The organism is Streptococcus mitis (assembly GCF_047465045.1).
In the GTDB taxonomy this organism is placed as follows: Bacteria; Bacillota; Bacilli; order Lactobacillales; family Streptococcaceae; genus Streptococcus; species Streptococcus mitis_DT.
The window spans coordinates 23252-38092 of record NZ_JASHAR010000012.1; the positions used below are offsets into that span (position 1 = coordinate 23252).

Annotated in this window: 15 protein-coding genes; 5 read left to right on the top strand and 10 right to left on the bottom strand. The window is 38.3% G+C overall.

Features of this window, described 5'->3' with window-relative positions:
- Window positions 1-302: 302 nt before the first annotated feature.
- Genes tatA through efeO form a run of 5 tightly spaced genes read right to left on the bottom strand, consistent with a single transcriptional unit; the run spans window position 303 to window position 4944 of the window.
- Window positions 303-473 (bottom strand): twin-arginine translocase TatA/TatE family subunit, encoded by a 171-nt coding sequence (gene tatA / locus QM409_RS07245; RefSeq protein ID WP_000512113.1) that lies wholly within the window; start codon window positions 471-473, stop codon window positions 303-305.
- Window positions 457-1188 carry a twin-arginine translocase subunit TatC gene (tatC, locus tag QM409_RS07250; protein ID WP_414305108.1) on the bottom strand — a complete coding sequence of 244 codons (732 nt, stop codon included), beginning with the start codon at window positions 1186-1188 and terminating at the stop codon, window positions 457-459. The genes tatA and tatC overlap by 17 nt, the downstream gene beginning before the upstream one ends.
- Complete coding sequence (locus QM409_RS07255; RefSeq protein ID WP_414305109.1) at window positions 1189-2877, bottom strand: FTR1 family iron permease; 1689 nt, start codon at window positions 2875-2877, stop codon at window positions 1189-1191.
- Window positions 2852-4066, bottom strand: a complete 1215-nt coding sequence (gene efeB / locus QM409_RS07260; RefSeq protein WP_414305110.1) for an iron uptake transporter deferrochelatase/peroxidase subunit — start codon at window positions 4064-4066, stop codon at window positions 2852-2854. Before efeB ends, QM409_RS07255 begins: the two co-directional genes overlap by 26 nt.
- A 5-nt stretch (window positions 4067-4071) precedes the next feature.
- A complete protein-coding gene (efeO, locus tag QM409_RS07265; protein WP_414305111.1) occupies window positions 4072-4944 on the bottom strand; it encodes an iron uptake system protein EfeO in 873 nt (290 codons plus the stop codon).
- A gap of 307 nt (window positions 4945-5251) precedes the next feature.
- Between efeO and QM409_RS07270 the strand changes: the two genes are divergently transcribed.
- From QM409_RS07270 to QM409_RS07290, 5 genes are all read left to right on the top strand, one after another.
- Window positions 5252-5839, top strand: coding sequence for a recombinase family protein (locus tag QM409_RS07270; RefSeq protein ID WP_414305112.1), 588 nt, complete (start codon window positions 5252-5254; stop codon window positions 5837-5839).
- Window positions 5840-6076: 237 nt separating this feature from the next.
- Window positions 6077-6895 carry an N-acetylmuramoyl-L-alanine amidase family protein gene (locus QM409_RS07275; RefSeq protein ID WP_253275443.1) on the top strand — a complete coding sequence of 273 codons (819 nt, stop codon included), beginning with the start codon at window positions 6077-6079 and terminating at the stop codon, window positions 6893-6895.
- 33 nt (window positions 6896-6928) lie between these two features.
- On the top strand, window positions 6929-7393 hold the full coding sequence (locus tag QM409_RS07280; protein ID WP_261061747.1) for a hypothetical protein: 465 nt from the start codon (window positions 6929-6931) through the stop codon (window positions 7391-7393).
- 4 nt (window positions 7394-7397) lie between these two features.
- Window positions 7398-8444 carry a DUF6287 domain-containing protein gene (locus QM409_RS07285; protein WP_414305113.1) on the top strand — a complete coding sequence of 349 codons (1047 nt, stop codon included), beginning with the start codon at window positions 7398-7400 and terminating at the stop codon, window positions 8442-8444.
- A 221-nt stretch (window positions 8445-8665) separates the two neighbouring features.
- A complete protein-coding gene (locus tag QM409_RS07290) occupies window positions 8666-8965 on the top strand; it encodes a YbaB/EbfC family nucleoid-associated protein (protein WP_042900806.1) in 300 nt (99 codons plus the stop codon).
- 175 nt (window positions 8966-9140) lie between these two features.
- Here the strand turns inward: QM409_RS07290 and QM409_RS07295 are convergent, their stop codons facing one another.
- The 5 genes from QM409_RS07295 to pyk all read right to left on the bottom strand — a co-directional run bounded on the left by QM409_RS07295 (window position 9141) and on the right by pyk (window position 14840).
- Complete coding sequence (locus tag QM409_RS07295) at window positions 9141-10001, bottom strand: methionyl aminopeptidase (protein ID WP_414305114.1); 861 nt, start codon at window positions 9999-10001, stop codon at window positions 9141-9143.
- 15 nt (window positions 10002-10016) lie between these two features.
- Complete coding sequence (gene spxR / locus QM409_RS07300; protein ID WP_414305115.1) at window positions 10017-11294, bottom strand: CBS-HotDog domain-containing transcription factor SpxR; 1278 nt, start codon at window positions 11292-11294, stop codon at window positions 10017-10019.
- Entirely contained in the window at window positions 11287-11838 is a 552-nt protein-coding gene (locus QM409_RS07305) for a GNAT family N-acetyltransferase (protein ID WP_414305144.1), read from the bottom strand. The genes spxR and QM409_RS07305 overlap by 8 nt, the downstream gene beginning before the upstream one ends.
- Window positions 11839-11853: 15 nt before the next feature.
- Window positions 11854-13113, bottom strand: a complete 1260-nt coding sequence (locus tag QM409_RS07310; RefSeq protein WP_261012355.1) for a UDP-N-acetylglucosamine 1-carboxyvinyltransferase — start codon at window positions 13111-13113, stop codon at window positions 11854-11856.
- 221 nt (window positions 13114-13334) lie between these two features.
- Window positions 13335-14840, bottom strand: coding sequence for a pyruvate kinase (gene pyk, locus QM409_RS07315; protein WP_125456487.1), 1506 nt, complete (start codon window positions 14838-14840; stop codon window positions 13335-13337).
- Window position 14841: the final 1 nt, after the last annotated feature.

Genomic DNA, 14841 nt, shown 5'->3' on the forward strand with positions numbered 1-14841 from the left:
CTCTCTATTATACCACAATCTAGTCCTATCATAAAAGAAATACTAGACCTCCCGTTCTAGAATAGGAGGATTAAGCAGTTCAAAATCTTCAAAGAAACTAGTCCATTTCTAGTAATAACCAGGAATTCTGTAGTCATTGCTAATAAACGGCTGTGAAATTTTAGAGTTCTTCAGAGTAATATAGTTTTCTTAAAGAAAGCTTAAATTTATATTTTCTTAATACAAGAAAAAGCTAGGAAATGATAAATTATCCGATAGAGACACACTTCCTAACTTCTTATTTTTAGTAAAACTCACAAGTCTTACTCTTCCTTATCTTGATTTTCAGTTCCTTTAACTGCTTTTTTAAATTCAGACAGCATTTTACCGATTGACTCGCCTAGTTCAGGCAATCGTTTTGGTCCAAAAATCAAGAGAGCTCCTAAAACGATGATAATCAATCCTGGTGCTCCGATATCACGTAAGATTCCCATTTCTCTCTCCTTTCTGCTTGCGTTTCATAATGTGTTTGCTGATGGCAATACTCAATTCATAGAGTAATATCAAGGGGGCAGTCATTGCCAAATCACTGACAAAGTCGGCTGGTGTCAAGATGACTGCAAGTACCAATAAGATAAAATAGGCATATCGGCGATAAGCAATCAATAATTCTGGTCCAATGAGCCCAATCGACGTCAAAAAGGCAATGATAACCGGCAATTCAAAAATCAGAGCCAAGGGCAAGGTCGTTTGAAAAACAAAGGACAGATAATTTTGGGCTGTTAACTGCGTTTCAAATAGACCTTCTCCCAACCCTAATAAAACCTGAAGTAAGGCTGGTGTTACAAAATAAAAACCAAAAGCCAGTCCAACTAGAAAACAAAGGAAACTAGCTGGAATATAGGCAAAGACAGCTCTAGCTTCTTCCTTCTTCAAACCTGGTTTGATGAAAGACCAAATATGATACACCGTGTAAGGCAAGGTGATGGTAAAGGCCATCAGACTAGCCAAACGTATGTATATCCATAAAATATCATTAGGGCCTAAAACAATCAACTTTTGCTGAAAAGATTGGGTCACATACTGGTAAATCTGGTCTGCAAAAAGCAGGGAGACACAGAATACCAAAAAGAAACAAATGACCACTGCCAATAATCTCTTTCTAAATTCTACCAGATGTTCCACGATTGTCAATTCTTTTCTATCCATCTATTTTTTACCCTGTCTGAAAGTGACAATCAAAACGATAACAACAAAGACTAGCTGGCTTGCTAAACCTTCCCAACTTGGGTAAATTCCAAGTAAGTCAATCGTTGGAAATCCTGTCAGCAAGTGGTTAGGTGCCATATTGGTCAACTGAAGAGCATGGATACTAACTCCCAGCATCTTGAAAGCCAAAGCATAGATCATCCAAGTCAAGATAAAGAAGACCTTATGCGGCAGGAAGAATTGACTGGCCTTGTTCATCACAACGGCAATAATTACCAGAACCAGCAAGGCAAGTGAAATTCCCAAGACAAATTCAAAACTGGAAATTCTTGGTAAAATCCCAACATAAAAGAGAATGGTTTCTGCTCCCTCACGGAAAACAGCTAGGAAACTAAGGGCAAACATAGAAATGAAGGAACCTGTTTTGGTCACTGTTTCCATTTGCGACTCCATAAAGGCATTCCATTTTTTGACCGAGGATTTGCTGTGGAGCCAGATTCCAATCAAAATCATCATAGCGACTGCAAAAATCCCAACGGCTCCTTCGATGATTTCACGATTGGAGCCTGATGTGACTGCTGGAAAGGCAATTTGCAGGATGAAGGCAATGACCAGACTGGCCATGATTCCTGTAATAGCACCACCATAAACCCACTTGAGCCCTTTACGCATCTTGGCTGCTTTCAAGGTTGTTACCAAGGCCATGACGATTAAGAGGGCCTCTACTCCTTCTCTTAGAAGAATGAGCATAGCATCAAAGGCATTGTAACGTGCGTTGGTATCAATTTGTGATAAATCTACAATCAGTTTTTCTAATTTTTCTTGGTAGTCCTTCTCACTTCCCTTGACCATAATCACAGGGCTTTCGCTTTCCACTCGAGTATAGAGGGAAGGGTTGGTCGTGCTAACAGAACCTTCAATCGTTGGCCAGATAGTGATAAATTCCTTCATACTAGCTGCTCCTGATGCTTGGTCTCCAGATTGGAATTGTTCCAAAGCCTTCTTCAAAAGAGCAATACCATCTTTGAGGCTTAAATCAGACGATGCTTCTGCGACTTCTTTTCCGCTTACAAAATCATCAATAGCCTTTTTTAAGTCCTCAAAGGAAGTATGGATTGAGTTAAAATCTGTAGGCTCGGTTTCCATGCTACTACGCAGGAAGGAAATAGCTGTTTCAACACGTCCATAATGGGCCGTACTATTGTCACGAACCACACTTTCATTGATGGTCCAAGTGGAATTCATTTTCTTAAAGGCCTCTCGAACTTTTTCCAAATCTTTAGAAGCAATGGCCTGTTCCAAGGCTTCAAAACGAGGACTTAGACGGTTGACCAATTTTCCCTTTTCCGCATCTAAGTCAACAGGATTTTGTTCTTTTTCAAAGGCCAATAGGGCTGAAGAAAGTTCGGTGAGTTTGTCTTCAGTAATCTCACCTGACTGGGCTAACTTTTCCTTAACAACCTTACCAGCCTCAGAATTGCTGTCTTCTACTCTCTCAAAATCTGATGCCATCTCTGTAAGGAGTTTCTGGGCCTCAACCTGATTGCCATTTTTGACCGCTTTGGATGCATCTGTGATTTTCACAAAGTAAGAACTCAAACTCTCTTGGGCAACCACTGGGGAAAAGATTAAAAATGACAGGGCTAAAACCAATAACCAGCTTCTAGCCTTCCAATAATTTCTGACCAATGTAGCCTCCTTTCTCCACACCACCAAAGCAAGCAAAGAGTCCACTACCGATGTGAGTGATGTATTCATTCATCTTATCTGTAGCACCTAGATTGGTTTGAACCTTAACAAAGTTATCAGGATCCTTCTGGAAAGAAATGAAGAGTAATCCCGTATCAAACTGGCCAGTCTTTTCATCAATCCCATCTGAGTAAGAATAAGAACGACGCAAAAGTGGTTTCTCCACTTCCTTGGCCAAACGGACATGCGAATCATCAGGCAAAAGACTCAAATCCACTTCATCAAACTCATTTTTCTTACCAAAAGGGGCTCCACTTTCCTTGTAACGACCGAAAGTATTTTCTTGTTCTTCAAGACTAGTGCGGTCCCAGGTCTCTAAAAACATCTGTATCCGACGAACTGCCATATAAGAACCATTTTCCATCCAGTCCTTACTATCAGCCCAGATAACGCGGTCAAAGTCTTTCTCCTTGGTTGGATTTGCTGTTCCATCCTTAAAACCAAAGAGGTTCCGTGGTGTCTCCATTCGATCTCCGATGGCGGCAAATCCAGACTGACTCCAACGAAGGGTTACGGCATTTCTCCCCTTACGGATAAGATTGCGAATAGCATGAAAGGCAACCTGCTCATCATCGGCACAAGCCTGAATCACAATATCTCCACCTGTATATTTTTCACGCAATTGCTCTTTAGGAAAAGGCGGTAAATCCCTGAACACTTGAGGACGCTTGTTTTCTAAGTTCATCTTTTTCAAGAAACTTGCAGAGACACCAAAAGTCAGGGTCAAGCGATGCGGATTGAGCCCGACTGTTTCACCAGTATCGCTCGGAGGCAAGAGAGTATTCTGCCCATCTTTTTTGACCAATTCTCCCTCGACCAACTTGGCACTATAATCCGTCCAATCCTTGAACAACTGGATAATCTTATCCTTATCTGTCGTATGCAAGTCCAAAACAACAAAATAGATATTCTTTTGCATGGGCGTACTAATGCCAGCTTGATGCTTGCCATAAAAAGCAATTTTTTCATTTCCGTACGAGATTTTTTCCTGAGTTCCTAGCTTAGGTGCGAAAAAAGCAGAAGCACCAGAGAGCCCTAGCGCTAAACCAGCCCCTCCAATGCCTGCTTTTTTTAGAAATTCTCGACGGTCCATTTTCTTCTCAAAAAACTTTTCGTCTTTTTCAGTCATGACTCTTATTCTCCACTAAGAAATTTACCCATTTGTGATAGAGGTTCACCAAGTTTTGTCACGGCTTCTGACAATTCTTTGGTATCTTCTTTTGTCAAATCTGTATAGAGTTTGTAGTGTTCCTTATCTGTCATGTGTTTGTCCAGCAAATCATTAACAGACTTGAAATCTGCTTCCAATTCTTTAACTAGGTTAGCATCTGATTTTTCAAGCAAAGGTTTAAAGAGTTGGAAAATCTTCTCAGCTCCTTCGATATTGGCACGGAAGTCATACAAGTCTGTATGTGAGTAAATTTCCTCTTCACCTGTAATCTTACTTGTTGCTACTTCGTTAAGCAAGTCAACTGCACCAGTCAACATAACCTTGTAGTCCACATCTACAGTTGCAATCTTGGCTTTCAATTCCTTGATATCATTGACCAACTGATCGCCATAGCTTTCAGTTCCTTTAGTTGTATTGTCTTCCCAAAGGATACGTTCGATACGGTGGAAACCTGACCAACCTTCCTCTGTCTTGTTTTCGTCCATATAGTCTGCCAAACGGAAGTCAATCTTGACATCTGACTCACCAAAACTTTCAGCAATCGGTTCTGAACGCTCATAAGACATACGAATCAGTGGATAGACCTTCTTAGCCTCTTCTAACTTGCCCTCTTTCAACAGTTTGACAAAGCCTTCTGTATCTGTCAACAATTTATCAATTTGCTCTTGCACAAAAGTCTTATAGTCAGCAGTGGCCTTATCAAGCATTTTTTGCTTGTCTTCAGACAGGGCTGTCACCTTAGAGGAATTATTTGTCTCTGTTGATTTTTCAAAACGGACTGCACATGCTGTCAATAGCAAGGTTGAAGATAAAAGGACAAAACCTAGTTTTTTCATTGTTTACTCCTATTGGTTCAGGAAACCTGAATTAATTTTACGCTTCATTATACCATGTTTTCACTCATTTTTCAATAAATTTTCAGACAATTTAATGTATGTTGACTGAGATTTAACTAACAATTTGCTAGTTAGCGTGAATAAGATCCTTATTCCAGCACTTTTTATAATCAACTCTCTATACCTATTAATATTCATTTTTTATGGCTTAAACTAAGAGATAATTGATAAATATTGAATATATCACTCTTTTATAAAGTCTAACATTCTTTTATATTTTACAATAAATGTAAAAAGGAGAGTTATTATGCGCTATGGCTATGTTCGTGTATCTACAAGAGAACAAAATATTGATAGACAGTTTTCTGCTTTGATAGAAAACAAATTATCAAAAGAAAATATTTTTATTGATTATGTTTCAGGAAAGGATTTTAACAGAATAGAATATCAAAAATTATTAACTACCTTGAAGGAGAATGATGAATTAGTTATTAAATCAATTGATAGATTGGGAAGAAACTATGATGAAATTTTAGAACAGTGGCAATCAATTACTAAGAAAAAGAAAGTAAATATAACTGTTTTAGATTTCCCCTTATTAAACACAAAGAATAGCACTGATAATATCACAGGAAAACTAATCTCCGATATCGTTTTGCAAGTTCTGTCTTATGTGGCACAGTTTGAAAGAGAACAAATCAAACAAAGACAAATGGAAGGGATACGAGAAGCAAAGAAAAAAGGGAAGAAATTCGGTAGACCAAAATTGGTTGTCCCGAATAATCTCCCTAACGTGATAGATCAATATAAGAAAAAAGAAATAACCTTACGAGAAGGTGCAGACATCTTAGGAGTATCAAAAAGCACCTTTCATAGTTGGATAAAAAATTCATAGTTCCTGTCAAAAAAACTAGGATTTTTTGGACAGGAAATACACTTTATTTTAGAACCATTTTCGCTAGAAAAAAGGTTATAAAATCCCGTATTTTGACCGATTATTATTACACTACCATTCTATCAAGTTTGTCCAAAAAAGTCTAGGTTTTAGGACAAACTGATTACTTTACAACAAATAAAAATAGGGGGTATTAAATGAATGCACAAACAAACTAAAAAATTTACACTTGCAACTATCTCAGCTCTATCACTTCTTGGCACTGGAGTCATCACAGCTAATCAAGTATCAGCTAGCGAGAATACGAGTACTGAAAAACAAATAGACGCAACAATTACAAAAGTTGAAATTGATTATTTTGGACTTAGCTTCGAAGGAAAACTTTCAGAGCCACTACAACACGGAGGTGATAAGGCTGCTAAGGGAAATGTTACTCTAATTGAGAAAGCGACCGGAAAAATTGTGTACCAAAGTCACGATGCTGTCATTTTTAGTGGCTTAACTAAAGATGTCAGTGATCAATTTTTACAACCTTTATTTTATAGCAATCAATTTAAAGGTGATATTTTTGTTTCAGAACAATTTCCAGATGGAACATATATTTTGGAGATGTCTGGAGAAGCTGGTTCGCCTTACGGTGACTTAACTGATACAAGAAAACGTGTCTTTAAAGTTAGAAAAGATGTGACTATCGGAAATCCTTCTACAAATTCAAATACTAACACAACAACTCAATCAGGTTCGAATTCTAATATCTCAGGTAGTTGGCTACAATCTGGTTCTCGTTGGTGGTACAAACACGCCGACGGTTCCTATACAACTAATGGCTGGGAAAAAATCAATGGTGTTTGGTATCGTTTTGACAACTCTGGCTGGATGCAAACTGGCTGGGTAAAAGACGGTAGCTGGTACTATCTTCAAGACTCAGGCGCTATGAAAACTGGCTGGATGAAGGTATCTGGTAAATGGTACTATGCTTATAGCTCTGGTGCACTAGCAATCAATACAACGACCCCTGATGGCTATCGTGTTAATTACAACGGTGAGTGGGTTTAACATACAATAGAAATAGATTAAGGAGACAATTATATGAACAAAGTTATAAAAATTGAAGATGAAACAGTTTATGTTGGAAAAGGTGATAATGGCCAATTTACTGCAATTTCAAGAAAAAGTTTTGGTTTTGAACCACAAGTAGGTGATTACGTAGAATTTTATCAAAACGGTGATGAGTATATTGTTTCAAAAATAGATAACACATCTCCAGCTAGCTCTAGCCAACATTCAAATGGAGTGAGTGATAAATCTAAACTGGCCGCAGCCTTATTTGCCCTATTTTTAGGAGCACTTGGTGGATACGATTTTTACATCGGAAATTCCAAACAAGGATACAAGCGTATCGGCATAACTCTGCTAGCTATCATTCCTATTTTAACGCCATTTGTTTTACTAGCAAATGCAATTTGGAATATTATAATTACTATTCAAGTTTTAACGTCCAAAACTGGTAGCAAATGGCACCAAGATGCTCAAGGTTTAGAATTGCAAGATTAAACATATGAAAAAATTATTTCTATTCAGTATTAGTATTTTAGCTATCTCTATTTTAACGGCTTGCCAACATCAGAGTGAAAATACTTCTGCAACAAGTTCTGAAGCGATTGCCTCAAGTACTAGTTCCACTTCTTCCACATCGGAAGAAAAGAAAACTGACTACACCCTGTACAATCCTATCCTTAAAGAATATGCCAAAGTATTAGATGGTTCACCAGCTTCACATACAGAGGTCAATTCAAAAGCAAACTTAAAAAATACTTATCCTAAAGAATATTCTGGATTACAGTATAGCTTGTATGATTTAGACAAAAATGGTACGGACGAACTTTTGATTGCCCTAAAAATGGATTCTAACTATTACGATTTGTTAGATATTCGAACTCTAAAAAATGATGAAGTTATTCGACTGACCAATGCAGAAAATAATCTGGATTTTATTGGAGAGCGAGTACATTTTAATCCTTTAGAAAATGGCTATTTCCAATTATCTACCCGTGTATCTACTAATCAAATCCAAGTTAAACTATACAAGTTAAATCAGGATGGAACACGGTTAGAGTTAATTAGCGAATCAGATACAGAAGAGGGACTGGGGACAAAACCACCTTCCCTTGATATAAGATCTTTCTCTTGGAAGTCTGTCACAAGTCTCATAAATAGAGAAACTAGCCTTCCGCCAGAAAGCAAAGGGATGGATATTTCTGCAATTCAAAATGGGGATTTTTCTAGTGTCTCAGGAACTTGGAGGAATCGTTCAGGTATTGAATTTACTTTCGACAAAAATGGTTTAGTAAGTGATAAGTCCAAAATTTCAATTGAACATGCTGAAGAAATTGACCACTATCTTAAGGCAAATTCTGTTTCTAAAGATGGAGGTGCTGGTGCAGCTATTGCCTTTTTACCAGCAGGAATCCCTATAACCATGTCTGTCACCTCTTCTACAGATAATGGCTATACCGACTCATCTGATATCACACAAGACCGCTTATGGTTTGGACACCAACTTATCAATGGTAGTACTGAGGGATTTTTCTACAAGGTAGAATAGTGCTGGTAAATCCTTAAACGAGCTCATAAAATATCTAGCAACTTTTCATAAACACATATAGGATAAATATTCTTATGCTCTTAGAATATCTATCCTATATTTTTATTCCATCTACGTCCCTATCGATACTTGATGAATTCACTCAGAAAAAAATTAGACTTTTAACCCCAAAATTGATAAAATAGGAAAGAAAATAAGATAAAAGGAAACTATAAATCACCATGATGAACATGCAAAACATGATGCGTCAAGCACAAAAACTTCAAAAACAAATGGAACAAAGCCAAGCTGAACTTGCTGCTATGCAATTTGTTGGCAAATCTGCTCAAGACCTTGTTCAAGCGACCTTAACTGGAGATAAGAAAGTTATCAGCATTGACTTCAATCCAGCTGTCGTTGACCCTGAAGACCTTGAAACTCTTTCAGATATGACTGTTCAAGCCATCAACTCTGCTCTTGAACAAATCGATGAAACTACCAAGAAAAAATTGGGTGCTTTCGCTGGAAAATTGCCATTCTAAGCATAAGAAAAAGACTCCATAATATTTGTAGAGGATAAGTCCCCCTACAAATACTATGGAGCCTATTTTGGTGTCTTCAAAAAGTCTGAAAACATCAAAATAATTCATCTATTTAATATGAAAAGATCTACTGGATTCTTTAGAAATGAACTTCCAGCAGTCTTTTCACTTTCTATTAATAAGTTCCTTCTTCACCTTGACTAGTCAAGATAACAGGTCCATCTTTTGTAATCACGAACTGATGTTCATACTGACATGACAATCCACCATCAATGGTCTTATGCGCCCAACCGGTCTTCATATCTGTATTAATTTCCCAATCACCTGTATTAATCATTGGTTCAATAGTTAATACCATTCCTTCACGAAGACGGAGGCCACGACCTGCAATACCATAGTTAGGAACCATTGGTTCTTCGTGCATTGTTGGACCAACTCCGTGACCAACCAAATCGCGAACAACACCATAACCACGGCTTTCAGCGTATTCTTGAATAGCCGCACCGATATCACCGATACGATTTCCAACGACAGCTTGCTCAATCCCTTTGTACATAGCTTCTTTGGTTACATCCATCAAGTTTTTCACTTCTTCGGACGGTGTACCAACGGCGTAAGCCCAACATGAGTCTGCAAGACCACCAGAATAGCTCTGAGTGTATTTCTTCATTTGTTCCACATTGTTGAAGTTTAATTTTGAGACATTCAGGTCAGATTTAGCAATTGGACCTCCCAAAACCATATCAACCTTGAGCAAATCACCATCTTTCAAGGTATAGTGACGAGGGAAAGCATGAGCCACTTCATCATTAAGAGAGCAGCAGGTAGCATAAGGATAGTCCATCATGGCACCATCAACCCCAATCTGAAGTGGAAGGAAATTTTCTTCCTTGCAACGACGGCGGACATACTCTTCAACTTCCCACATATCTACGCCAGGCTTAATCAAATCACGCAAGCCAATATGGATACTTGCTAAAAAATCACCGGCCTTATCCATAGCTTCGATTTCACGAGCTGATTTTAATGTTATCATTTTTTCTCCTAGTTTCTAATTAATTTTAACGGTTACATTTGCTTTTGAAACAATCTGATGACCATGATAAATATCGTAATCAATAATAGCTGACCGTCTAGTATGGTGGATAATGCGTGCTTGAATGCGCAGTATATCATCTATCTGAACAGCCTGCAAAAAGTAGATTAGCATCTGCTCAATGATGAGATTACGTCCACTATTAACAACTAAATCTTGGGTCATGTGAGTCAGAATTTCTGCCAATACACCGTTAGCCAAAACACCATTTTTCTCTAGCATAAAGGGTTCCACTGTAATCACTACTTCATCATGGTGATAAGAAAGTTTTTGACCAATTTGCTCAGAAAAAGTTGGTAGAGCAGAAACTTGGGAACGACTCATCTTCTCCATGACATCTCGTCTGGTTACAACCCCAAGCAAGGTTTGATTATTTCGAACAACCGGTACCATTTCAAAGTCTTCAGCAATCATCCGTTGACTCACATTGGCAATATTTGTCGATAATCCAACCAAAAATAGACTACGAGACATGACCTTATCAATTGTCGTACTTGGTGACTTATCACCAGCATCTCTCATGGTAACAACTCCCACCACAACCTGATGTTGATTGATAACTGGGAAACGACTGCTACGATTCTTACGTACCAAATCTAAATAATCTTTAACAGTGTCGGTCTCTCTCAGAAAACCATATTCATGACTCGGACGGTACAGTTTCTCAACTGTCAAAATATCTGTTTTGATTTGGACATTTGACAAGGCTTTATTGATCATGGTCGCGACAGTGAAAGTATCATGCTTGCTTCTCAGAACAGGAATTCCTTTTTGATTAGCCAGTTTAAGCACATCATCATGGACCTGAAATCCACCTGTAACTAGAACTGCATTTTCATTTTCCAGCGCTAACAATTGGATACGGGTCCGGTCTCCGACAATCAAGAGTCCCCCATCATGAAGGTAGGACAGGATATTTTGTTCAGTCATGGCACCGATAGAGAACTTACTAAATTCTCTATCTAAACCTTCTTGACCAGACAGAACCTCAGAAGAAGTCACTTCTGCAATTTCAGCAAAAGTTAATCTCTCTATAGCAACTTTCTGAGATTTAACACGGATAGTACCACTTCTAGGACGGGTCTCCACAATTCCACGGTTTTCAGCTTCTTTAATAGCCCGATAAGCCGTTCCATCACTGACTCCCAGATGATTGGAAATGCTACGAACACTGACCCTTTTACCGACAGGTAATTCCTCCAAATAGCTTAGAATTTCCTGATGCTTACTCATTGAATTCTCCTTTTACATACCGAAATTCAAGATAATCACGCATTTTCTTTGTATAGCGATCACTTCCTTTAAACTGACGAATCAATCGAAATCCAGACTTAAGAGCAACCCGTTGGCTAGCTTCATTTTCAAGGTGGGTAATAATGGATAATTGTTTTAAACCAAATTCCTCAAAAGAAAGCTGACAAAGTTTTTTAACAACCTCTGTCATGAAACCTTTAGACCATGAATCTCTTCTTAAAAAATAACCAAGTTCTGCTTCTTTTTTTATTTCATCTAGCTTTTCAAACTTAATTGAACCAATCATTTTTTCAGTTTTCTTGTCACAAATAGCCCATACACCTAAAGGAGACTTCATAAAATAATTGGCCAGTGCATATTGACTCTCTTCCAAACTAGCTTGACTTGGAAAAATGAATTGTAAATTTTCTGGATTTGAAGCTATCTCATGGAAGTCTTGACTATCACTAAAAAAGAAAGGACGCAAATACAAGCGATCCGTTTCAAAAAAAGAAAACATTGCTAATTTGGTCCAAATATTCATAAACACCCCTACGGTTTATTCTTCAACAAGTGTAATATCTGCTCCTAGATTACGTAATTTTTCAATAATATCTGAATAACCACGTAAGATGAACTCAATATTTGTAATTTCAGTTTTGCCTTCAGCCATTAAACCAGCAATGACAAGTGCGGCCCCAGCTCTAAGGTCAGTAGCTTTTACATTTGCACCACGTAAACCACGTCCACCAGTATATAAAATATGGTCGTTTGTAGTCGTAATATCCGCGTCCATCTTTGCTAGTTCAAAAACATGGTTTACACGTTTTTCATAAATGGTATCAATAATGGTACCACGACCCTCTGCTGTTAACAAGAGAGGAGTAATTGGTTGTTGTAAGTCAGTAGCAAAGCCTGGGTAAGGAGCTGTCTTAATATTGATTGCTTTCAAATTAGACTGTTCTTCGACAAAAATACTGTCTTCAGATACAGTCATTCTCACTCCCATTTCTTCCAACTTAGCGATGAATCCTTCTAAGTGTTCATAAAGAACATTATTAATACGAATTCCCTTACCAACTGCAGCAGCTAAGGAAATATATGTTCCTGCTTCAATACGGTCTGGAATCACCTGGTGGCGAGTTCCGTGTAATCTTTCAACACCATCAATAGTGATAATATTAGTTCCTGCCCCACGGATATGGGCACCCATATTATTCAAGAGAGTGGCAACATCAATAATCTCAGGCTCACGGGCTGCATTTTCAATAATAGTACGCCCATTTGCTTTAACCGCAGCAATCATCGTATTAATCGTCGCACCGACACTAACCGTATCCATGTAAATACTTGCACCATGAAGTCCCACATCTTTAGCAGATAACTTCATGTTATCTCCCTCGTAGCTAACAGTGGCACCCATAGCTTCAAAAGCCTTAAGGTGTAGGTCAATAGGGCGAGGTCCCAAATCACATCCACCAGGTAAACCAACAGTAGCTTCAGCAAAGCGACCTAAAAGACTTCCATAAAAATAATAAGATGCACGAAGACTATTGATTTTCCCATAAGGCATTGGAATATTTTGAACACCTCTTGGATCAATCTCCAAGACATCGTCATAACGCTTAACAGTAGCCCCCATTAACTCCATAATTTCGACAAGACTAGCAACATCGGAAATATCTGGTACACAATCCAAAGTCACAACATCATCTGCCAAAATAATAGCTGGAATCAAAGCTACTACACTATTTTTTGCGCCACTAATGGTAATCTCACCTTGCAGGGGCAAGCCACCATTGATAACAATTTTTCTCATTTTAAATTTTTAATACTCTTTCAAAATTTCTAAAAAGGTCCTACGTTAAAGTATATCATAAATTCACCCTTTTTTCCATCATTTTCAATTATATTAGCTGAATCGTGTTTATTGGTAACTGAGTTTCTTACAACGTTATGCACCCTATTTGCCCCCTGATACAGAAAAAGCCCATCATACAGGCTAGAAAGCTTGATATGATAGGCTTTTTCTTATTTTAATTAGCGTACTGTACGGATACGCATTGTGTTTGTACGAACAGCTTCTCCAAGTGGTACACCAGCTACGATAACGATATCGTCACCAGATTGTACAAGACCTGCTTCAACTGCTTTACGTTCAGCGATTTCGAACATATCGTCAGTTGATGATGGAGCATCTGTCAACATTGGGATAACACCCCAGTTCAACATCAATCCACGTTCTGTCAATTCGTCAAATGTCAATGCCAAGATATCAGCATTTGGACGGTATTTAGAGATCAAACGTGCAGTATGTCCAGTCTTAGTAAGAGTTACAACCAATTTAATGTCCATTGAGTTAGTAGCATCTTTAACAGCTGAAGCCATTACTTCTGTCTTAGAGTTACGTTCGAATGAATCTGAGTTCAAACGTCCGTATTCGTTAAGAAGAGTTTGAGCGTTCTTGTCAATTGTAGCCATTGTAGTTACTGACTCAAGTGGGTATTTACCGTTTGCAGACTCACCTGAAAGCATTGTTGCGTCAGTTCCGTCGATAACAGCGTTAAATACGTCTGATACTTCTGAACGAGTTGCACGTGGTTTTTCAGTCATTGTTTCAAGCATGTTTGTTGCAGTGATAACAACTTTACCAGCAGCATTGACTTTCTTGATGATCATTTTTTGGTAAACTGGAACCATTTCGAATGGTACTTCGATACCCATGTCACCACGAGCGATCATGATACCATCAGCAGCTTCGATGATTTCATCCAAGTTGTCGATACCTTGTTGGTTTTCGATTTTAGCGAACAATTGAACGTGTCCGTTTCCAGTTTCTTTACAGATTGCACGAACTTCGTTAACGTCTTTAGCAGTACGCACAAATGAAATCGCGATGAAGTTGATACCTTGTTCAAGACCGAAGCGGATGTCATCGTTATCGCGTTCAGCAAGAGCTGGGAAAGGAATTTTAGTGTTAGGGATGTTAACACCTTTTTGTTTAGCAATTACACCATCGTTTTCAACTTCAACTTCAAATTCACGAGTTGCATCGTCTTTAGCAACCACACGAAGACCAAGTTTACCATCGTCAACTAAAACTTGACGACCAACTTCAACATCATCATAGATATCAAGAGCACCAGCAACGTTCAATGCGATCACATCACGAGTTGATTTGATTCCTTGTTTAGTAGCAACACGGATTTTTTCACCAGTTGTGTAAGAGTACTCTTTTGCATCTCCTTCAAACAATTCAGTACGGATTTCTGGTCCTTTTGTATCAAGAAGGAAACCAACTTTTTTACCTGCAAGTTTTTCAGCAAGCTTAACAGTTGCCATACGGTCACCTTGCTCTTGGTGGTCACCGTGTGAGAAGTTGAAACGGAATGTGTTAGCACCAGCTTCAATCAATTTAGCAATGTTTTTAGCTGAAGCTTCAACATCAAGTTTTTCACCCCAGTATCCGTCATCACCGAATTTTTTACCACCACGGATTTCTACCGCAGGTCCCAAAGTTGCAACGATTTTTACACGTTTGTTCATG